The sequence below is a fragment of the Methanomassiliicoccales archaeon genome (genome assembly GCA_038740345.1).
Lineage (GTDB): Archaea > Thermoplasmatota > Thermoplasmata > Methanomassiliicoccales > UBA472 > JAJRAN01.
Genome location: JAVYMA010000003.1, coordinates 32936 through 54597, shown reverse-complemented (window position 1 = coordinate 54597; position 21662 = coordinate 32936). Strand labels below are relative to the sequence as shown.

Below are 21662 nucleotides of genomic sequence, written 5' to 3'. Positions count from 1 at the left end.
GCCGTGGAGAGGAAAGGAGGTGGCCGACGGCAGACCACAGGCTGACCACAGATTATATAAGCCATAGCGGATACGCTGCTGGGGCTTAGCTTGATAGACCTCGAGATAATCTTAGTCGAGCTCTTTGTGCTCGTCCTACTGGCCAACATGGCCACTGTGCTATGCAGGCGCTTCGAGGTCCCGGTGATCGTGGGCGTGGTCCTGGTGGGGATACTGCTTTCCAACATCACCCTGGACGGCCAGTCGTTGTTCTCTATGCTCAAGCTAAGCGAGGAGGAGAATCGAGCGGTTTTCGATGTATTTGCTGAGTTGGGAGTGATATTCCTCCTTTTCACTGTGGGCCTTGAAACGCCCCTTCACGAGTTGAGAAGAGTGGGAAGGACGGCGGCTCTAGTTGCTGTGCTGGGCGTGATCGTGCCCTTCTTCGTGGGGCTTGCGCTCATGTTGATCCTCCAACATAGCGTTCTGGAGGCTCTGTTCGTAGGAGCGGCCATGGTGGCCACCAGTGTGGGCATAACCGCATATGTACTCAAGGACCTGGGGATGATGGAAACCATCGAGGCTAAGGTTATCTTGGGCGCTGCGGTCATCGATGACGTTCTGGGCTTGATAGTGCTCTCTATGGTTAGCGGCATAGCTATCGGAGGCAGTTTGAACATAATCGACATAGCGGTGGTGGCGGCGCTCGCGGTGGCATTCGTGCTCCTTATAATGTTCATCACGGCCATGGTCCCCAAGGCCCGTTCCCGCCTGAATCAGAGGCCGGAGAGCCATCGTAAAGGTCTGCACAAGCATATCAGTCCACTGCCCTTCGCGCTCGTAGTCTGCTTCGGCCTGTCCGCCTTGGCTTCGTATCTCAACCTGGCCGCGATCGTGGGAGCTTTCTTGGCCGGTATGCTCTTCGCAGAGCTTAGGGACATATGGCCCGCCGAGGAGAAATTCAATCCCATCAACGAGTTCCTGGTGCCATTCTTCTTCCTTCAGATAGGCTTCCTGGTGAACCTGTCGGCCATCTCCACCATGGAGACCATATTCCTGGTGGTGGTAGTGACCATCCTCGCGGCACTGACCAAATTCGCAGGGGCATTCCTCGGCTCCCTGAAATTGGGCAAAGGCTCCGCCAACATAATTGGGGTGGGGATGATACCTCGAGGAGAAGTAGGGATAATCGTGGCCTCCATCGGATTGATGGCAGGAGTGCTGAGCGAAAGCCTCTATGCTGTGGTGGTGTTCATGTCCTTATTGACCACGATAATGACACCCAGTCTCCTTGGCTGGGCCGTCAAAAGGAAGATGCGTCACAAGCATTTCGGGACCGCAGAAGCCAAACTATAATGCCGCTTTAAACAAGGCAGCTAGTATGGCCAGATAATCTTGGCAAGCTCCACGATAAGGATCAAGAAGGCGGCGAAAATGAGCACGAAATAGGGGTTTATCTTCAAGGCTTTCTCGTCCTCGGAGTCGAAATAGCGTATAAGCCCCGCGGCTGATTGGAACCCTGAACCTTTCTTGCCCTCTTTCACCATCTCTATCGAAGCTCGAATCCTCCGTGCCTTTAAAAAACCTTTGGCACCACCATGATTATCTCACCGCGCGATCTTCAGCGGATGTAATTGTCGGATGCGGAACGATCGAAGCCCCGAATAAGCTCCAATGTCTGCCCTTCCTTCGGATTCCAACTTCCTATGGGATATACCAGGCTGGGCATGAACCTGCTTATATCCGCGGCCAATTGGGAGGCAGGGTGCTCTGGTCCGAGTACCTTCTCGCTGATCTCCCTCACCCTGTTGCGCGTTTCCGCCTCATCCATGATCCCTAGCGAGTGGATGTACTCATGAAGTAATATGTGGAAGATGTAAGAACGATAGAGATGGGGTTCTTTCTGCTTTATTCTGAGCAGGGGCATTCTATTCATCACAATGATATTCGTGGCCACTGGATAATATGCCCCTACGAATCCTTCTGGGCCTCCACCAAGATCTGAGAGACCGAGCATGAGCCCTGACCTCTCCTTTCCCCATGTCTTCCTCACTGCCAGCTTGACCAGTTCGAATATCTCAGGGATGTCCCGAGCCCTTTCCAACCTCTCTTGGAATTCCTGCGCATTCATTCATTTTTTCGACTATGCCCTTGCTATTTAATCATATCGAAGAATAGTTATCAACTATATGTTGATATCTTTTGGTCATAGACGTGCAGGCCGCGAGTGGATGGGCTATCGCGTCTAGCAAGATTAATATTCAGCATCGCCTTGAGGCGCCCTGATCAGCATGCATTGGGCCGATGTCATCGCGAAAGAGCTGATGGCAAAGAACGCCAGAAACCTAATCTCTACTGGAATAACCCCCTCTGGATTCATACATGTGGGGAGCCTAAGGGAGGCCGTAACCGCTCGTGGGGTCTATCAGGCCTTGAAGGATTCAGGAGCCGATGTGGACCTAATCTACATCATAGATTCCTTCGACCCCCTACGCAAGCGTTACCCTTTCCTGGATGAGAGCTACGAGGCGGAGGTCCAGAAGCCATTATCCGAGATACCATGCCCTTGTGGCGAGCACTCGAGCTATGTGCATCATTTCGCCGAGCCCTTTTTGCAAGCCTTGGAGAAGATAGGTCTGGAACCGAGATTGTATTGGACGCATGAGCTCTACCAGCAGGGAAAATTCGCGCAGATAACGGACATTGCCATAAGGAAAAGGGATACCATAGCAAAAATACTCCGAGAGGTCACGGGACGGGCTGTAGGGGAGAACTTTTTCCCCTATACTGCCAAGTGCTCGGCATGCGGCAAGTACTCCGCGGGCGAGGTCTTAGGCTATGAATTCCCCTATGTGACATATAGATGCCATTGCGGACATGAAGGCAAAGCGGACGTACGTAAGGCCGATGGAAAGATGCCTTGGAGGGTGGAATGGGCTGCGAAATGGAAGCTCTTCGGGGTGACTTGCGAGCCTTTTGGCAAAGACCATGCTGCGGCCGGAGGCTCTTATGACACCGGGGTTCGCTTCGCGCGAGAGGTTTTCGTAAACGAGCCCCCGTATCCCATTCCCTACGAGTTCGTTCAATTGAAGGGGAAAGGCCAGATGCACAAGTCGAAGGGTGTGGAGGTGACTGGCCTGGATGCGCTGGCGATAACGCCTGCTCCAGTCTTCAATTACTCCTTCTTGCGATACAATGTCGATCGTCATATCGATTACGACTCGGGCTTGGGCGTGCTGGATGTGGTGGACGAGTACGACAAGGTGGAGTATTGGTATTACAAAGGGGGGGCAGAGGAAAGGGATAAGGATCTTCTGCGCGCCTATGAATTGGCCCAGCCCAAAGGCGTCCGCAGGCACATGCCCCTTCAGGTACCATATCGTCACCTCGTCCAGGTGGTACAGATAACCAACAACTTCGACCTGATGCTGGAGATCCTGAAGCGCTCTGAGCATATCTCTGAGATCAAAGAGGAAGACGTGGAGCTGCTGCGGGAAAGGGCCAGATGCGTGCGGTATTGGCTTGATCACTTCGCCCCTGAGGAGGTAAAATTCAAAGTGGCCCCTGCTCTCCCCACATGCGAACTCTCTGACTTGGAGCTTCGCTTCCTTAGGGAGGTGCATGCCAAGCTGATAGATGCGGAATGGAGCGGAGACAAGATCCACGACCTAGTCTACGAATGCGCTAAGTCTTCAGGTCTCGGTGCCAAGGCAGCATTCCAGACACTGTATGCCATATTCATTAATAAGCGCCAAGGGCCTCGGCTTGGCTATTTCCTTTCCACGCTCGACCGGGAATTCGTACTCAAGAGGATAGAAGAGGCTTTCGATCCTGCATGTCGCGTGGCATGATAGCCTAGAACATCAAGATCTAATTGATGTTGAGTCTAGGCGAGGTTTCACAGCACCCCTTGGTCTATCATCGAATCCGCCACCTTTATGAATCCTACAATATTGGCCCCCACGACATAATTGCCAGCATGGCCGTAATCCGCTGCCGCTTGCGCCACATTCTTATGTATGTTAATCATGATCCTTCTCAGCTGCTGCTCCACCTCCTCGGCGGTCCATTGTATCCCCAGGTGATTCTGGGACATCTCCAGCCCCGAGGTTGCCACACCTCCCGCGTTGGCCGCTTTGGCCGGACCGAACAGCACTTTATTGTCGATGAAGAGAGAAATAGCTGCAGGGGTGCAGGGCATGTTGGCCCCCTCTACCACAGCCCTCACTCCATTGTTCAGAAGGGCTCGAGCATCATTCTCATCCAGCTCATTCTGGGTGGCGCAGGGCATGGCCACGTCGCAGGGAGCTCTCCAAGGTCGCTCTCCTTTCCAATACTCGCAACCGTATCTTTCTGCATATTCCTTGATCCTGCCGCGCTTAACGTTCTTGAGTTCCATCACGAATTCCCATTTCTTGGCATCTATCCCCTCAGGATCATAGACGGTGCCGTCAGAATCCGACATGGTCACAACTTTCCCTCCAAGTTGAATCACCTTCTGCGCGGCATATTGCGCCACATTCCCAGATCCTGAGATCGCCACAGTCTTACCTCTTAAACTATCCCCATTGGCTCTCAGCATCTCCTCCAAGAAATAACAACATCCGTAGCCAGTGGCTTGGGGCCGCATCAGCGAGCCCCCCCAATTGAAGCCCTTGCCCGTGAACACCGACTCGAAGCGATTGGTTATTTTTCGATATTGTCCGAAGAGGTAACCTATCTCCCTCATACCCACGCCAATATCGCCCGCTGGAACATCGGTGTTCGGTCCTAAGAAGCGATACATTTCGTTCATGAAGCTCTGGCAGAATCTCATGACCTCGCCATCACTCCTTCCCTTGGGGTTGAAGTCGGAACCCCCTTTTCCTCCTCCTAGGGGAAGGCTGGTTAGGGCGTTCTTGAAGACCTGCTCGAACCCCAAGAATTTAAGGATCCCTAGGTTGACAGAGGGATGGAAACGCAGTCCTCCCTTGTAAGGGCCGATGGCGCTGTTGAACTGCACCCTATAGCCTCTATTCACCTGCACCTCTCCATTATCATCAGTCCAAGTCACCCTGAATATGATGCTGCGCTCAGGCTCTACTATTCTCCGGAGTATGTTGGCCTTGGCGTATTCTGGCTTAGCCTTCAGCACAGGTTCTAGGGACCTCAACACCTCGCTGACGGCCTGATGAAATTCCTTCTCCCCGGGATTCTTCTCTATGGTCTCATTTATGATCTCATCGATATCCATTATTCCCACCTTACGCCATAGAGCTAATGCCAGAGATGATTTAATAAAGATTTATGAGAGCTACGACCGTCTCAAGTTCTGGTGAGATTATGATATGGTCGGTGTTGATAGCCTTTTTTTGAAATTTGGTGAGGAATTCGGTCGTTCCCGCTGCAAGAAGTGAAAGACTTAGAATATGCAGCGACATTAAACTCCCTCTTGCCATCTTCCATAAAGAATATCGTATTAACAAAATCTTGGAATCGGCCTAAAGGAGGCCGAGGAACTAACTTTTCCATAACTCAAATCCCGGCCCCATAAGGCTAAAATTTTGACGGCGGTTGCAGACCGATAATAGATTTCTTAGGCCATACGCTAAGAATCATTTCAATACGCCCATCTCCCCCAACTTCTCCGGCAGATACCTATCGGTGACGAAATCCAGGCCGTATTTGGCCAAAGCCTGCTGCTCCGCTTTCTTATTGATCTTAAGCATCAACTCGATCTCATTGCGCCAGAACTCATCATTGAAGCGGGGGTCCTTGAGCTCGGCTTCCAAGGCCTTTATGTCTCGCTCGCTCAGCTTATCCGTGGGTAGAGCGTAATTCACTATGTCCGAGGCGGTGATCCCCACATATTCGGCGCTGGGCGTGGCGAGGAACTCGGATATGTGCGCTGTCTTTATGGCGCCATAGGCCACAGAGGCGAAGATGCGGAATGACCAAGGGTCACCGTCAGTGAAGACCACCACAGGAAGACCCATTTCTTCGTGTACTCTCTTGATGAACCTTCGGGTAGAGCGCGCAGGCTGCCCTTTCAGATGCACTAGGATGCTCTTGTATTCCTCTGCGAACCCATTCTCCACCAATCTATCGAACATACCGCCCGTCTCGATGGCGATGACGAACTCTGCACCCGTCTCCAGCAGTTTTACCTTATCGCTCTCCACGTTGTAAGGAATTCCATATCCTGAATCGCCCACATCATCAAGGCAGTTGATGCGCTTCACCTTGCCCTTCCTATCCGTTTCCTCGATGGTTATATCGCCGAAAACGCTAGCCCCATTCTCTTCTGGCCTGAGCTTAAAGTCCTCGCGCATCAACCCTGTCACTATCTCCAGGTCCTCAGCCAAGAGATTGCTCTCGTCCTGGGAATTGAATTTCCCTTTGCCCCAACCTTCAGATATGTAATACATCTCTCTGAGGGTCGAGGATTTCCGCTCTCTGATCATTTCTTCAATGAGTTCCATGACGCACATGGTGCGCAGAAGCATCAAGGCGCCCTGAGTCTTCTTGGCCGTGCGAGCGCCTTTGGCGTTGCCGTACTTCCAAACGGAATGTTTAGGGTCAAACCTGATATTGGACTTGGTGCGGAGGGGAATCACCATCTTGGGCACTTTGCCTGACTCTATCTGCTCGTAGATGGACTCCGCTATCTCATACAGCTTCTGCACCGCCTCTTTGGAGTAGTCAGTCATCGCTGAGAGCCTCCGTCTGCTCGTCGTAGTCCACTTCCTCTTCCTCACTCGACTCATCCGAGGGTTGAACAGGTATTTCGGTCACCTGTAGCTTGGCCACATCCCAGTCGCCGGGAAGAGGATCAGCGCCGATGATCATGGAAGGGTCTATGCCGCTGACATAGAGCTCATTCTCCTCATACATCTCTGGATCCAGCCCTTCCAGCTCCATCTGCACCGTGATCTTATCCGTGGAGCGTATGGGCTTTAGTTCCCAGGTCACCTTGCCATCGTCCTTCACTTGTATAGGTCGGGGCTCGGCTTTGAGCAAGGTGGTAGCCTGGGGAGGGATGACAGCATGAAGGTTGAAACGCATGACTTTGGGAGTGTAGTTGAATATCTCCACTCGAACCTTGTGCCTTCCTTTCTCATAGACCACTTCGTCGTTTATCCACACCACATTCATTATCTTGGTTATGGTGCCCGCCAATGGGGGTACGGGCTTATTCACGATCTTGGCGCTCTTCTGCGCGATCAAGGGGAGTATCTCCTGGACGATCTCGAACTTGGCCTTAGTACGGCTTTTGGTCTCCTTCTTGTTTAGATGAACCTTCAGTCGTCGTCCGCACTCTCTAAGGGCCAGCTCCAGCTCTGATTGTATCTCGGGTATCGCAGCCACGGCCTCTTTAGCCTCGGAGGTGAAGGGTACCTTGGTGGAGGCCAGATGAAGCAGTATTATCGCCGGACCATAGGGGATGCCAGCTCCTCCTCTTTGTTCCAGGCCATAGCGTCTCCAGTCCACACTCTCCACGGCTTTAGTTAGCACGCAAGCACCCTGCTGATAGAGCAGAGGGACGCGGTTGGCGAAACGAAGTATGGTCACTGGCTGATCTGCGGGTATATTGCCCCCGTAGACTATGCCTACTTCCACTTGGAAAGGATTCCCACTGAAGACTTTAGGGGCCCTGGTGACCGGAGGAGCGTAGAATTCAGGTTTATACTCCTCCAAGACGTTCTTCAGCCCCTTCTTGATCAAAGCTTCTCCGATAGGAGAGAGGCAATCAGTGGGCGGAGCGAGATATTTGACCGACTGCATCGCCTTCAATAATGATTTATACTGATCCAAATCCAGGGTTGAAGGCTTATCTCCCTCCTTCAAACCAGCCTTTTCTATTATCTCTCTTGATAGGCGCTCCGAGACCCTTGAGAAATCGTTCTGCAAGAAATCCTTGAGAGTCTTAGCCTTGGTCGCGCGGGCTAGATTCATCAACGTCCCTAGCTCCAACCCTTCAGGATGCGGCTTGATTTCTCTAGTTGGAGGGGGAAGCCTATCATGAGCCCTGGGAAAGTTGTAGGCTCGTCCCTCGGGGTCGATAAAGGTTATGCTGGCATGGGGATTCACTATGGCAGTTTGTCTAAGATATTCGAAGACTGATTGCTTGGAGGCGATATACCGGCCGTTGAGATTAATCTCCACTCTCGTGCCATGTTCCTTCCCCTCCCACATAATATAATCATTGGGAGGTGGAGGACCGACCACCTCAGGCGTATTGTTCTTGGTATTGATCATTATATGCTTTACCGCGGCAGGCTTATCTGGTTCGGTCTTGGAGGTTATGCGGGCAGGTTTCCCAGTGGTGATTTGGCCGTACATCACCGTGGCCGATATCCCGATGCCCTGTTGCCCTCTCGATTGTCGTATGGCGTGAAAGCGCGAACCGAAAAGCAGCCTACCGAAGACATTGGGTATCATATGGGGGACGATGCCGGGACCGTTGTCCTCCACGGTCATGCGGAACTCTTTCTCATCCACCCTCTCGATCTTCACAAGGATCTCAGGCAGTATCCCTGCTTCTTCACAAGCGTCGAGGGCATTATCCACCGCCTCCTTGACCGCCATGATCAGAGCCTTAGTCGGTGAATCGAAGCCAAGTATCTGGCGATTCCTCTCAAAGAATTCCGAGACCGATATCTCTTTCTGCTTCTTGGCCAAATGCTCAGCGATGGAGGCCATCTCGACCTTTCACCTCTTATTGGATTATAAGTGCATCCCGGCTACGTATCCGTGCAAATCTTATTAATAATGTTGGTGCTTGCCAGCCACGAGCACGCTTGAACTCGCTCAGTCCTCAAATTTCTCCCCGCATTGAGGACATTCCTGGGCCTCGGCTGGGACATCAGCGCCACACTCTGAGCAAACGAATTTCTCCTTGGTCTCCTCCTTGCTCTGCTCCATCTTCCTCTTTTGCAGCTCCTCCATGCGTTTCTTCGACGAACCCATCCACCACACGGTCAGGAGCACGAAGGCAAACCAAAGGCCTCCATTCACCACTACATAGATTACGTTGAAGTACAACTCATGCGAAAGGATATCTCCATCGCTCACCATTATGGGTCCCCAGGCCACTCCTGTTCTTACGATTTCATCGCTCTGTGGCATTCTATATGAAAAGGAATACCGGTAGAGGCTCTTGGGCACTTCCACCTCTACGAAAAATACTCTCTTACTGTCACCCAAAGCGAACGAATTGGAAAGATTGAAGGTCCTAGCCTGATTGGAAGCGAAGTAGTCGTACGTGGTGAGCCATAGGTCAGGGGTATCGTTCCCTCCCGTGAGGATCACGGAGTAGTTGAATTTACTCAACTCATTACCTCTGAATGGGATTACCTGGCCTTGCGTCAAAATACCATCGTTGGAGGACACTGGTTCAGGCTGAACCTCTCTCAAAATGGTGAAGAATGTGAAACCGATGATAAGGCCCACGGCAAAAAGCACAAGGATGCCGAAAATGGCTATCTTTTTCATCCCTTTTAGACCGAAATATTTGGGCACAAGATACAGCAAGATCGCGGCCAATAATGGTGCAAAGCAGAAAACATGACCGCCATACAGCATCAGCACTAGGGTCAAAAGCACAGTCAGCACCAGGCCGAACGCCAGACCCAACTTGCTATTTCGGAACTCCTGCCATTTATCCTTGGCACCTGACTCGGCCATTGCCGGGGAATCAGGGCTTCATCGTTTAAATGTTTTCACCTCGGCTGTAAAAGCTCGATGGGGCAGGAAATCTAGAGACGCAGACTCACATGTTTTCGCTCATCCAATAACTGTGGATTCCCAATGTAATTCACCTTTCAAGTCTTCTCGCAACTCGGGGAATTAGTTGTATAACCAGCGCCAGGAAAATTGATGAGTCGATTCCAAAAGGCGTAAAGATAAAATATGGCCAATCTTGTGTCAAAATCCCCTGGAGATATAAGGAGAATGAAAACTGCACTTGTGGCCATCGGAGGGAATGCCCTCATTAAGGTCGGTGAAGAAGCGACTTACGAGAACCAGATGCGAAATTTAAGGAATACTTGTGCTCACCTTGCCAAGATGATCGCCTCGGGCTATGATATCGTTCTTACGCATGGCAATGGACCGCAGGTCGGGAACATCCTGATTCAGAATGAGGTCGCAAAGAGCAAGGTGCCGCCTATGCCTTTGGACGTATGTGTGGCCGAATCACAGGGGCAGCTTGGGTATATGATACAACAGGCATTGACGGAAGCCTTGATCAGGCAAGGGGTAAGGAAAGTAGTCACCTGCCTCTTGACCAGAGTGGTAGTAGACATAGACGACCCCGCATTCGAGATGCCTACCAAGCCAGTGGGCCCTTATTATGACGAGGGGGAGAAGGAGGAACTTAGGCGAACGCAGGGTTGGGACTTCGCCTACGATAAGAATAGAGGAGGCTATCGGCGCGTCGTCCCTTCGCCCAAGCCGCTAAGGATTGTAGAGTGCAGCAGCATCCGAAGATTGGTCTTTGGAGGTGATGAACAGGCGGAGGTGGTAGTGGCCTCAGGAGGAGGGGGCATACCTGTGGTGGAAAGAGAGGGTTGCTATGAGGGCGTGGAGGCCGTGGTAGATAAAGACCTGGCCGCGGCGGTGATGGCCGTGGGAATAGGAGAAAAGCTCCTCATCATGCTCACTGACATCGATTGCGCCTATCTCAACTTTGGCAAGGAGGATCAGAGGCCTTTAGGTTTGGTCGAGGCAAGGAGGATGCGAGATTACCTGGAGGAAGGGCATTTTGCTCCAGGCAGCATGGGCCCGAAAGTTGAGGCAGGACTGTATTTCTTGGAAAAGGGAGGCGAGAGAGCGATCATAACTTCAGCGGATAACATAGAAGCGGCTTTGGAAGGACTGGTGGGCACACAGATCATCAGGTAGGTGTGGAGAAGTGAGTTCCTCTTTAGAAGAGCAAATAAAAGCGCTTGAGGAGGAGATCCTCAAAACGCAGAAGAACAAAAAGACGGAATACCACATAGGCAAGTTAAAGGCCAAGATCGCCAGATTGAAGGAGGAGCAGGAGAGACGTCGCACCAGTGGAGGTAAATCTGGTGCCTCTTATGCCGTAAGGAAATCAGGCAATGCCACAGTGGCGCTGGTGGGCTTCCCTTCGGTGGGGAAATCTACTATCCTCAACAGGCTTACCGATGCCAAGAGCGAAGTAGGGGCCTATGACTTCACCACCTTAGACGTCATCCCAGGTGTGATGGATTATAAATTTGCCAAAATTCAGATTTTAGATCTACCCGGCCTTATCAAAGACGCCTCTAAAGGAAAAGGGCGCGGAAGAGAAGTACTATCCGTGGTAAGATCGGCAGACCTCATTCTTTTTGTGATCGATGCTTATGATACCAACATTCATGTTTTGATAGGAGAGCTAGAGCAGGTGGGGATTCGCATTAACTCACATCCCGCCGATGTTGTGATAACCAGGACCGACTCTGGAGGGGTGACAGTCCGTTCCACTGTTGAGATGACCAAGATGGATGAGGAGATGGCACGTAGCGTGGTTGCGGAATATGGATATATAAATGCTGACGTGGTCATCCGAGAAGACATTGATGTGGACCAGTTGATAGATGTCCTAGCGGGGAATAGGGTCTACATAAAGGCTATGATAGCAGTGAACAAGATCGATCTGGTTCACGACGATGCTTATTTGGAAGAATTGAGACACAAGTTCCATGGCTATGATGTGGTCTTCATATCAGCGGAGAAGGGTCAGGGTATCGAGGAATTGAAAGAGACCATTTACCGTAATCTGGAATTGATAAGAGTATATTTGAAGCCTCAAGGGAAGGAAGCCGATCTAGAGGTCCCGCTAATAGTCCGCAAGGGTGCAACGGTGGGAGATGTATGTGACACGCTCCATCGTTCCATGCGCGCCAATTTTCGATACGCAGTTGTTTGGGGGAAAAGCGCTAAATTTCCTGGACAGACAGTGGGCATGGATCATATCCTAATGGATGGAGACATATTGAGCATAATCAAAAAGCGAGGTGGATAGGTCGCTCATTAGTGGAAAGTATTTTTCTTTACTCTTCCCATATTATGCTCAAGCGTCATGAATTACCAGAAGAAGAGATTCAAGGGTCTGTCCACGACCGCTGTCCATTGTGGGGAACCCCCATCAACGAGAGGAGAGATTATCCCGCCGATCTACCAGACCTCTACTTTTTATTTCCCTACCGAGGACCCTGAGACATGGGAGGGTAAGGTCCCTGAAGGCTCGTACATATATTCGAGATGGGGAAATCCAACCATACGCGCCGCTGAGGATAAACTAGTAGGATTGGAGGGTGCGGAGAGCGGTCTACTATTCAGCTCGGGCATGGCAGCCATTACTTCAACTATCTTGTCATTTGTGAGCAAGGGAGACCATATTGTTGCGGTGGAGGATCTGTACGGAGGGACTTATTCCTTCTTGCGCAAGGAGCTTCCTCGTTTTGGGGTTGAAGTGGCCCTGGTGAATTCTTATGACATCGACGCCATGGAGCGCGCCATAACGCCTAACACCAAACTGATTTACCTGGAATCGCCCACCAATCCATTGCTCAAGCTGGTTGACATCCGAGGCGCCGCAGAAGTGGCAAGGAAGAGAGGTATCAAGAGTGTTATCGACTCCACTTTCGCCACTCCCATAAACCAGCGACCTCTGGAAATGGGTGTGGATATAGTAGTGCATTCGTGTACGAAATATCTCAATGGTCACTCGGATATCATATCTGGGGCCGTTCTGGGTAATGAGGAGGATATGGAGATAATATCGCGCAGGAGGGTACTCTTTGGAGGAGCGATGGATCCCTTTGGCGCTTTCCTTTTGATAAGGGGATTGAAGACCTTAGCGGTGAGGATGGAACGCCACAATAAAAATGGTCTCAGGATTGCGAGATTTCTTGAGCGGCATGATTGCGTGCAAAGAGTGTATTATCCAGGTCTGACCAGCCATCCTCAACATGATTTGGCCCTCAAGCAGATGTCTGGTTTCGGGGGTATGGTGAGCTTTGAGGTGAAAGGAGGGAGAAAGGCGGCAGAGAACGTCCTGAGATCTTTGAAGATCGTAAAGAGAGCGACTAGTCTAGGAGGGGTGGAGTCCTTAGCCAGCATGCCGCTAAATTCTTCTCATTCCTCATTGACTAAGGACGAGCGAGAGCGCTTAGGAATAAGAGATAATCTCATTCGATTGTCTCTTGGGATTGAGGATGCGGAAGATCTGGAGGAAGATCTCCATCTCGCCCTATCAGGTGTGGAGAAAACATAAACTTATGATACACGGATTTCAGAATCAGAGGCGAATAGCAACTGGCTTGATCATTTGAACAAGTAAAGCTTATTTAAAGGTATAATATTGCTCACCCATGATTCAGCGTCCTAGGGGAACCAGGGATTTTACCCCTGAGGAAATGGAAAAACGACGATTCCTCGAATCAGAATTCCGGAGGGAGGCCGAACTCCACGGTTTTAGGGAGATCGCTACACCCATCTTCGAGCACACTGAGCTATTCACGTTGAAATCTGGTCCTAACATCATTGAAGAAATTTACGCCTTCGAGGATAAGGGGGGAAGGCAGATAGCCTTACGACCAGAGCTCACAGCCCCCACAATGCGTTTCTTTGTCAACGACCTCAGTAATTATCCCCGTCCGCTGAAATTGTTCTACTTTGGTCAGTGTTTCAGGTACGAAAGGCCACAAAGCGGTCGTTATCGAGAGTTCTTCCAATTCGGAGCCGAGCTTATAGGGGCTCCCCATCCAGAGTCGGACGCGGAAGTTATAGGGCTTGCAGTTGAAATGATAAGGCGGAGCGGTTTGAGGAATTATGGAATTAGGATGGGCCACATAGGTATATTGCGAGCGAAGCTCAAGGATGCTGGCGTAGAAACAGAATCCATGTCTCAGATACTGCAAAAATTGGACAAGAAGATGTTCGACGAGGCTAGGGCTTTGATGCTTGAGCAAGGTATGAGGGATTCAAGCATAGAGGAAATAATTGGTATTACCAAAATTGTAGGTCCACCCCATGTGCTAGACTCCGCTCCGGGAGAAGCCTGCGATTATCTTAAAGAAGTAATCTCCATATTGCGCGATTATGGTATCGAAGGAGTTCAAGTTGATCTAGGTGTTGTCAGAGGGCTTGACTATTACACCGGAATAGTTTTCGAGATGGACGCGCCCTGCCTAGGCGCTGAGAAGCAGATTTGTGGAGGTGGATCTTACTCCTTGACAGAGCTTTTCGGTGGTGAGAAAGTGTTCTCCACCGGCTTTGCCATAGGTTTCGACCGGACGCTGCTGGCTCTGGAAAAGGAAGGTCTTAACATCCCTGTCAAGAGGCTGGATGCTTACATCATTCCCACATCAGAAAAAATGAGGCACACGGCTTTCGAAATCACTGCAAAATTGCGGAGGGAAGGGATCTCGGCCGACGTGGACTTGATGCGCCGTAACATCGCTAAGAATTTGAAACACGCCGATGCCATAGGTGCCAAAAAGGTGGTCATTGTTGGAGAAAAAGAAGCCGCTCAATCATGCGTTACCATACGCGATTTGGCCACTGGGCTTCAATCTGTAATCCCGGTGAAGGAGATCGTAAAAGAGCTCAAGTGTTGATGTTTTGGTGTCCCAGGTCGATGTGATGGGAAAATTAGGTCAATCTCTGGCTCAGGAGGAGAGTTGAGCCACCGACCTCGGACACCTGTAATGATTTCTGAGTTTGAACTATATTAATCTATACATACAAAGTTCGTCATTGATAAAGAAAATCCGAATCAACCCGGCTTAATTCTTCGGTTAGATTCAGCGTTCAACTTCGAAATATATTCGCATTAAAGTACGATATTTTTTAATTCGGCCATTCTCAACTATGCAATCCATCTCATCCACCCTGGCAGAGATTATGTTCCTAACCGTTTGCGACGCCACCTGAATGGCGTTGTCTGCAGCATCAGAGAAACTTTTCTCACTCATCCCTAAAATATCAATCACCTTTTGCACCATATTCTTACCCCAATTAATGAATTGAAAGAAATCAGTATATATCATTTCCGCGTGGAGTGTTTTTACTCAGCTTCTGAGACGATGGGCGAACTGCATCGCATCCAGCTCTTCGTTTACCAAACGGTCAGCTTTTCGGATTAGAGGGTGGTCACGGCGAGAATGTGATAGTTCGACACTCTTGAATTCACTCATCAAATCTTTGGCCCTTTTTGCCAATGGCAGAAGATTTTCAGACTTTATGCGATATTTACCGGTTAACTGCTTGATCATTAACTCGCTATCTGAAATTATTTCCACTTCATCTGCGCCCATTTTTTTTGCCTCTTCCAGCGCAGCTAGTAGGCCGTGATATTCAGCTTCGTTATTTGTTCGTTCCCCCAGGAACCTGGAGAACTCTAAAATCTTCTCACCAGTTTCCGAGCATATGACCACTGCGAAGGCAGAAGGGCCCGGATTTCCTCGAGAACCGGCGTCGGTAAAAATTTTCAACCTCACCTTTTAACCCCAGCAAACAACCAATCATCATTTACAATATTTCATTCAATTATGTCTGCATCGATTTATCAAGGTACCTGTTTTTATCATCCACATATACTACTCTTGGCTCGAGGGGCGTATCTGTGTATTCGAAGGCCATGATTATCACCTTATCTCCTTTCTTGACCAACCTCGCAGCCCCACCGTTAACACAAATTATCCCTGAGCACCTTTCACCCTTGACCGCATAAGTCTCGAAGCGAGCGCCATTGTCTACATCTGCCACCAATACCCTTTCTCCTGGCCAAATATCTGCTCTTACCAAAAGGTCCTCATCAATGGTGATGCTACCAACATATTCAGGATCCGCATCGGTGATCGTAGCCCGATGGATCTTTGAACGAAGTACGCATCTCATCGTCTAATGCATGAATGTCCCCTTCATGAACCTTTCTCTTTAATATGACAGGCGCAGGAAAAGATAAATTCAATGATTAAATTGGATGGATAATCCATCCAATATGTCGAACGAATCAACTCCAATAATTGGACCTAATTTTCTGGTCATCTTCCGAAGAATAGATAAACTTGGGAAGCGATGAGACTTCGATAAATTTGATAGCACGAAATTGAATATTGTGTTATCCAGTCAAATCGACATAGAGGGGGTTGAGGGATGGAAAGAACTGGGATTTTGCTCGCCTTTGCAGTTGTCGCCTTAATTGTAATGGCAGGGATTTTCGGGGCAGTTAGCATCAGCAGTCAGCATGACGATCGATTCAAGGTAAAAGTAGAGATCGTGGAACCTGAGGAAAATGCAATGATAGCAGGGGTAATCACTGTGAAGGCCACATTCGAGAGCAACAGTCCCGCTATACTTGCGGTATTGAAGATAGATGACAAGATTATCGGAGTGAGCCATGAAGCTCCTTTCCATTGGGAGATCGACACCACCGACTATCTTGATGGCGAACACGCAATTATGGTCATGATAAGAAACGAGAAAGGGAGGATAGGTGTCGCGAATTCCGATATTATAATCAATAATGGGGGTACTAATGTAATTATACGTTCTCCAACGGATGGCTCTAGCATCTCTGCAGATTTCGAGGTCGTGGTGGATGCTGTTAGCCCGAGAGGATTAGCCTACGTCAGACTTGATCTTGATGGACAGCCTGTAGGGAATTTGACTGCTGCACCATTTACTTTTAGGCTGGATAGCAGGACGATGGATAATGGAGAACACTCCTTAATGGCGGTGGCGTGCGATGAACTAGGAGTTACAGCTTCTGCATCAACCACCATCTGGGTTAGCAATCCTTTTTCCATTATCGATGAGAGAGGAAAGCTCATACATTTCGAAGGGGTACCTCAGCGCATCCTTTCCATGGGCAGCTCTTTCACTGAGGTATTGTATGCGATCGGAGCCGATGATCTCATCGTGGGTGTGGATAGCAGCTCGAAATATCCGGCTCAGGTTAGCCAGAAGATCAATGTGGGGAGCTTCTTCACGATCAACATAGAGGCTATTTTAGCGACGAACCCGGACTGCATCATCACCTGGAGCTTCGCCACTACTTCTGTGGCAACTTTAGAATCCTATGGGCTCAAGGTGGTATGTTACAATCCGGGCAGCGTGAGTCAGGTAATGGACGTGATTCAATCGTTAGGTGAGCTAACCGGCCACAAGAACGATGCCAAGGCTTTGATCGACAACATGAATTCTCGCTTGGAAGCAGTTAAGGCTAGAGTGGCATCTGTACCAGTAGATCAAAGGCCTACTGTTTATTTCGAGCTTCGCAGCACAAAATCGGTTGGTCCTGGTACCATAGCAAACGAACTCATAACCTTAGCTGGAGGAAGAAACATCTACTCGACATCTACTGTGAAATATCCGCTCTTCAACAGTGAGTATATCATCAATGCTAATCCTGATGTCATCATCATCGAGGACCAAAGCACCAAGACCACAGAACAAATCAAGTCCACTGCGGGATGGAGCGAAATCACCGCCGTGAAGCAGGATCGCATCCTGAGAATTAACGGTGAGCTGGTATCATCTACTCCGCGTCTGGTCGATGCTGTTGAGCAAATGGCGGAATTCTTCTTCCCTAGGTGATCTATGCCCGTCTTCAGGATAGCGTTCCATGAAGAGGATTGTTCCGCTACCATATGCAATTATGGATGCAACTGGAACTGCAGCATTTGCTCCTATAGATTGCGCGAGGAAATGGCACCTACGAACTTCCTCAGCTTGGACGCCATCTTGGAGAAGCTCTCTTCATTCCGTATGGATACCTTGAATTTTGTAGGGGGAGAGCCACTGACCATCAAGGGGATTAATGAGATCGTAGCTTTTGCAAAAAATGAGAAGAAAGCCAAGGTCAAAATAGCTCATACCAACGCCTCTATGCTTCCTCCTCTTGAAGTGGATGAAATAGGTGTCAGCTTGCGTGCTGTGAGCAAACGCAAGCATCTGCAATTAACAGGAGCTCAGAACACCAAGGTACTGGGCAACATCTTCCGCATTCATGATATGGGTATCAAGATGCGTGTCAGTACTATCCTCATACCTGAGCTGATAGATGTAGAAGAGGTTGAGAAAATCGCAGAATTCATAGCCTCAGTTGGAAGCGACGTTCCGTTACACATAACTGGATACATCCCCGTCCCGGGTCTTCCTTGGCGTCGACCCACTAGAGACGAAATGGCCGATGCGGTTATCGTAGCCAAAAGACACATTCCTAGGGTGACCTGCTCCATATTGACCGTAAGGGAGTACTTGGAAGCATCAGCGCGCAATTCATTACATAGTGTTGGTCTGGTGGATTGATATGAAAGCGAAGGAGAGCCAGGACCTTTTCGAACTGCACCGTGGAAGGATTGCAAGATGGTCGCTGGCGATTATTTTGTTGTCTTTGGCTCTTTTCGTCGCTATCATCATCGGTCTTTGCGTCGGAACAGTAAATATCTCATATGAAAAAGCGTTGGGCATTCTCCTGGGCTTTAAGACTGATGCCACAAGCACTGAGATAACTATCATCCAGAAGGTAAGGCTGCCGCGAATAATGCTTGCTGGGGTGGTGGGATCTTGTTTATCAATTGCCGGGGTGGCGTTGCAAGGCATTTTCAAGAATCCTATGGCCTCGCCGTCAGTGATAGGAATTTCTCAAGGCGCTGCTTTCGGCGCATCGATCACCTTGGTGTTCGGCTTCAGCTTCGCATCGGGCGACCTGGCGATTCCGGTCACCGCCTTCCTGCTCGCCATGATAACGTTATTCATCGTGTATATGTTGGGAAGAGTGGATGGCTATCTTCCCACTACAACTCTCCTACTTGCTGGTATTGCTGTAGGAGCCTTCTTCTCAGCCCTCACATCATTATTGCAGATTCTTGCCGCCCAGGGCTCCACTGAGACCATGTCCCAGGTTGTTTTCTGGCTTATGGGGGGCCTCAATCGGGCCAATTGGGATCAGTTTTGGATAGTTTTTGCGTTCCTCATTCCAGGCTTTCTGCTCTTGATGCTATTTTCAAGAGATCTTAATGCTGTCATAGTGGGAGAGGCGCATGCCACTAGCCTAGGGGTCGACCCCAAGACCACCACCAAGGTCATGTTGATTGGATCAGCTTTGGTCACGGGCGCCGCCGTGGCTTTTACCGGCATAATCGCATTCGTAGGGCTCATCGTGCCTCATATAATGCGCATGGTCATTGGGCCAGACAATCGCATACTATTCCCTGCCTCATTATTGGGAGGGGCTATATTTCTTATAATAACCGATACTGTCGCCCGCACAGTTATGGCACCTCAGGAACTTCCTGTGGGCATAATCACTGCCATAATGGGAGGACCTTTTTTCCTTTATCTCCTAAGACGGAAGAGGGAGGCCACGGAATGGTAGTTGCTAGATTGCGGGTCCAGGGCATTGAATTCAGCTACGATTCATCGCCGGTTCTAAAGGACATAGAATTCGAGGCAAATGAGGGTGAGATGGTAGCAGTGCTCGGACCTAATGGTTCTGGAAAGACCACACTGCTACGTTGTATGAATCGCGCCCTCTCCCCTTCCAAAGGTACGGTGCTGGTCGAGGGCAGGGATCTTGGTGCCCTTTCTCGCCGAGAGATCGCCAGGGAGATGGCAGTGGTACCTCAGAACTGCGTCATCACGTTCCCCTTCACAGCTTTAGAAGTGGTCATGATGGGTCGAAATCCATCCATGGATCGACTTGCAAGAGAAACGAGGGAAGACATCGAAATAATCCGCGAAGCTATGGAAGCCACCAATGTTACTTCTCTTGCCAATCGCACGATGAATCAGCTCTCAGGCGGTGAGAGGCAAAGAGTAATAATCGCTCGCGCCTTGGCCCAAAAGCCAAAAATAATGCTGTTGGACGAACCGACTTTGCACCTCGACATAAACCATCAGATGGAAATAATGGAACTCGTGAGAGACCTGGCCCGAAAAGAGAAATTGACTGTTATAATGGTCTCTCATGATTTGAATCTCGCAGCGCGATATTGCGATAAGGCCATATTGCTCGAATCGGGAAGGATACTCGCCGCTGGGTCTATTCCTGAAGTTCTGACACAGGAAAATGTGCTTAAAGTCTTCAAAATCCGCTCTGTGGTGCAGTACGATGAGCGAATCCAATCATACAGCATGATTGTGTTAGGCACTGTGCAATGACCTTCGAATATTTCTAATGCAAAAATAATTCCCTTATGAGGAAAAAGAATGCCATCCAAAGCTGTTGTGGAAGCAGCGATTTGCAGTCACTATACCGAAGTTCTTGCGAAAAGGATAGGTGAGGATAGAGTTTCCATCGAGATCAGGTCTGACTGTCCTAACGTCGCTACTTATGCGGATATGCTGCAACACGCTGACGTCAAGGATTTGACCGAATGGGAAGGAAATCGAATTCTCGAACTTGCTGGAAAGGCAGGTCTAACTACCACTTGTCTTGTTCCAACTGCTATCTTTAACTGTGCCTTTATAGAACTTGGCATGATGTCTAAGAGTTTAGTGAGGGAGAAAGGGCCTTTGTGCATCCACTTCGTCGAATGACGTTAGCGATATTTTGAAATTCAGAGAGCTGATTTATATCTCCCTTTCATTCGGTGGATTTCGTGACCGGCGATCATTGCGCATTCCTCTACAATGAAGACTTCCTGAAGTACTACTTCGGGGAGAACCATCCCTTCCAGCCGTATAGGGAAAAGGCGACCTTGGAATTGTTGGAAAAATTGGGAATCTTTGGTGATAAAGCGATCGTATATAAGACATATCCAGCCTCTATTGAGGACCTGTGCATGGTGCATAGCAAAGAACATATAGACTTTGTGCGCAACCGCTGTGAGTCTGGATATGGTCTCCTAGACAGAGGAGATACGCCCGCCACCAAAACCTTGTTAGAAGGTGCGCTCGCGGCGGTAGGCGCTACTATAGACGGAGCAGAGGGAATCATGAATGGCAAATTCCTTCATGCCTTCAATCCTGCAGGCGGTCTGCATCACGCGCGCTCCGAATGCTCCTCAGGATTCTGTGTTTTCAATGACATCGCCGTGGCGGTCAGGGCACTTCAAAGGCGGTTCAAAAAGGAGCGAATAGCTATAATCGATATCGATGGACATCATGGCGATGGAACACAATCCGTTTTCTATAGTGAGAAGGTGCTGACCATTTCCTTGCACCACTTTAGCCTGGGATTTTTCCCAGGCAGCGGGGGGACGAGGGAGATAGGAGAAGGCTATGGAAAAGGCTACGCCATAAATGTACCGCTGCCGTTCAGGACGGGTGACAGGACGTATTTGAAGGCCTATAATGAGGTCGTTATTACCGCACTGAAGGAGTATCGGCCAGATTTCATCATCCATCAGTTCGGGGTGGATGCGCATTTCCTGGATCCATTAGTTGGATTAGGGCTAACCACACATGCTTATGAGGAAATAGCAAATGTCACGCATAAGGCAGCGCACGATCTTTGTAATGGACATTACTTAGTGGTTGGGGGAGGGGGCTACAACATCGAAACCGTTCCACGTTGCTGGGCGATAATGTTTTGCACCATCTCAGGTGTATATCCAAAGGAATCTGCGGCTTGGGATGCTTTGCATGACAAAGAATCTCCTCCTGAGCCAGAAGGTGTCGCTGAAGAGGTGGAAAGAACGATTTCAAGAATTAAGGCTGAAATCATTCCGCTGATCAAGTGA

The 21662-nt window shown here is 49.6% G+C and carries 21 protein-coding genes; 12 read left to right on the top strand and 9 right to left on the bottom strand.

What is annotated here, in order from left to right; all coding sequences use genetic code 11:
• The first annotated feature begins 90 nt into the window (after positions 1-90).
• On the top strand, positions 91-1335 hold the full coding sequence (locus QW520_01860; GenBank protein ID MEM0448553.1) for a cation:proton antiporter: 1245 nt from the start codon (positions 91-93) through the stop codon (positions 1333-1335).
• Between the two features lie 20 nt (positions 1336-1355).
• On the opposite strand, the gene QW520_01855 is transcribed toward QW520_01860, so the two are convergent.
• Both QW520_01855 and QW520_01850 read right to left on the bottom strand, forming a co-directional pair.
• Positions 1356-1526: a preprotein translocase subunit Sec61beta gene (locus QW520_01855; GenBank protein ID MEM0448552.1), complete on the bottom strand. Its 171-nt coding sequence runs from the start codon at positions 1524-1526 to the stop codon at positions 1356-1358.
• A gap of 74 nt (positions 1527-1600) precedes the next feature.
• The gene (locus QW520_01850; protein ID MEM0448551.1) at positions 1601-2110 is read right to left on the bottom strand and encodes a hypothetical protein; all 510 of its coding nucleotides are present in this window, start codon (positions 2108-2110) and stop codon (positions 1601-1603) included.
• A 160-nt stretch (positions 2111-2270) separates the two neighbouring features.
• On the opposite strand from QW520_01850, the gene lysS reads away from it, so the two are divergent.
• Positions 2271-3830 (top strand): lysine--tRNA ligase, encoded by a 1560-nt coding sequence (lysS, locus tag QW520_01845; GenBank protein ID MEM0448550.1) that lies wholly within the window; start codon positions 2271-2273, stop codon positions 3828-3830.
• Positions 3831-3877: 47 nt separating this feature from the next.
• On the opposite strand, the gene gdhA is transcribed toward lysS, so the two are convergent.
• The 4 genes from gdhA to QW520_01825 form a co-directional block, all read right to left on the bottom strand.
• The gene (gene gdhA / locus QW520_01840; protein ID MEM0448549.1) at positions 3878-5212 is read right to left on the bottom strand and encodes an NADP-specific glutamate dehydrogenase; all 1335 of its coding nucleotides are present in this window, start codon (positions 5210-5212) and stop codon (positions 3878-3880) included.
• 361 nt (positions 5213-5573) lie between these two features.
• Positions 5574-6668 (bottom strand): DNA topoisomerase IV subunit A, encoded by a 1095-nt coding sequence (locus tag QW520_01835; protein MEM0448548.1) that lies wholly within the window; start codon positions 6666-6668, stop codon positions 5574-5576.
• On the bottom strand, positions 6661-8661 hold the full coding sequence (locus QW520_01830) for a DNA topoisomerase VI subunit B (protein MEM0448547.1): 2001 nt from the start codon (positions 8659-8661) through the stop codon (positions 6661-6663). The genes QW520_01835 and QW520_01830 overlap by 8 nt, the downstream gene beginning before the upstream one ends.
• Before the next feature lie 108 nt (positions 8662-8769).
• The gene (locus tag QW520_01825; GenBank protein MEM0448546.1) at positions 8770-9645 is read right to left on the bottom strand and encodes a hypothetical protein; all 876 of its coding nucleotides are present in this window, start codon (positions 9643-9645) and stop codon (positions 8770-8772) included.
• Positions 9646-9912: 267 nt separating this feature from the next.
• On the opposite strand from QW520_01825, the gene arcC reads away from it, so the two are divergent.
• The 4 genes from arcC to hisS all read left to right on the top strand — a co-directional run bounded on the left by arcC (position 9913) and on the right by hisS (position 14588).
• Complete coding sequence (gene arcC / locus QW520_01820; GenBank protein MEM0448545.1) at positions 9913-10863, top strand: carbamate kinase; 951 nt, start codon at positions 9913-9915, stop codon at positions 10861-10863.
• Between the two features lie 10 nt (positions 10864-10873).
• Entirely contained in the window at positions 10874-11989 is a 1116-nt protein-coding gene (locus tag QW520_01815) for a GTP-binding protein (protein ID MEM0448544.1), read from the top strand.
• A 57-nt stretch (positions 11990-12046) separates the two neighbouring features.
• Positions 12047-13243, top strand: a complete 1197-nt coding sequence (locus QW520_01810) for an aminotransferase class I/II-fold pyridoxal phosphate-dependent enzyme (protein MEM0448543.1) — start codon at positions 12047-12049, stop codon at positions 13241-13243.
• Positions 13244-13340: 97 nt separating this feature from the next.
• Positions 13341-14588, top strand: a complete 1248-nt coding sequence (hisS, locus tag QW520_01805) for a histidine--tRNA ligase (protein ID MEM0448542.1) — start codon at positions 13341-13343, stop codon at positions 14586-14588.
• Positions 14589-14774: 186 nt separating this feature from the next.
• Here the strand turns inward: hisS and QW520_01800 are convergent, their stop codons facing one another.
• The 3 genes from QW520_01800 to QW520_01790 form a co-directional block, all read right to left on the bottom strand.
• A complete protein-coding gene (locus QW520_01800; protein MEM0448541.1) occupies positions 14775-14975 on the bottom strand; it encodes a dodecin family protein in 201 nt (66 codons plus the stop codon).
• Between the two features lie 66 nt (positions 14976-15041).
• Positions 15042-15470, bottom strand: coding sequence for a ribonuclease HI family protein (locus QW520_01795; GenBank protein MEM0448540.1), 429 nt, complete (start codon positions 15468-15470; stop codon positions 15042-15044).
• A gap of 49 nt (positions 15471-15519) precedes the next feature.
• A complete protein-coding gene (locus QW520_01790; GenBank protein ID MEM0448539.1) occupies positions 15520-15870 on the bottom strand; it encodes an aspartate 1-decarboxylase in 351 nt (116 codons plus the stop codon).
• A gap of 258 nt (positions 15871-16128) precedes the next feature.
• On the opposite strand from QW520_01790, the gene QW520_01785 reads away from it, so the two are divergent.
• Genes QW520_01785 through QW520_01760 form a run of 6 tightly spaced genes read left to right on the top strand, consistent with a single transcriptional unit; the run spans position 16129 to position 21662 of the window.
• Positions 16129-17571 (top strand): ABC transporter substrate-binding protein, encoded by a 1443-nt coding sequence (locus QW520_01785; protein MEM0448538.1) that lies wholly within the window; start codon positions 16129-16131, stop codon positions 17569-17571.
• Positions 17572-17574: 3 nt separating this feature from the next.
• Entirely contained in the window at positions 17575-18285 is a 711-nt protein-coding gene (locus tag QW520_01780; protein MEM0448537.1) for a radical SAM protein, read from the top strand.
• 1 nt (position 18286) lies between these two features.
• Positions 18287-19354 (top strand): iron chelate uptake ABC transporter family permease subunit, encoded by a 1068-nt coding sequence (locus QW520_01775; protein MEM0448536.1) that lies wholly within the window; start codon positions 18287-18289, stop codon positions 19352-19354.
• Positions 19348-20139, top strand: a complete 792-nt coding sequence (locus QW520_01770) for a heme ABC transporter ATP-binding protein (GenBank protein ID MEM0448535.1) — start codon at positions 19348-19350, stop codon at positions 20137-20139. Before QW520_01775 ends, QW520_01770 begins: the two co-directional genes overlap by 7 nt.
• 48 nt (positions 20140-20187) lie before the next feature.
• Positions 20188-20517 (top strand): hypothetical protein, encoded by a 330-nt coding sequence (locus QW520_01765; protein ID MEM0448534.1) that lies wholly within the window; start codon positions 20188-20190, stop codon positions 20515-20517.
• A gap of 53 nt (positions 20518-20570) precedes the next feature.
• Entirely contained in the window at positions 20571-21662 is a 1092-nt protein-coding gene (locus QW520_01760) for an acetoin utilization protein AcuC (protein ID MEM0448533.1), read from the top strand.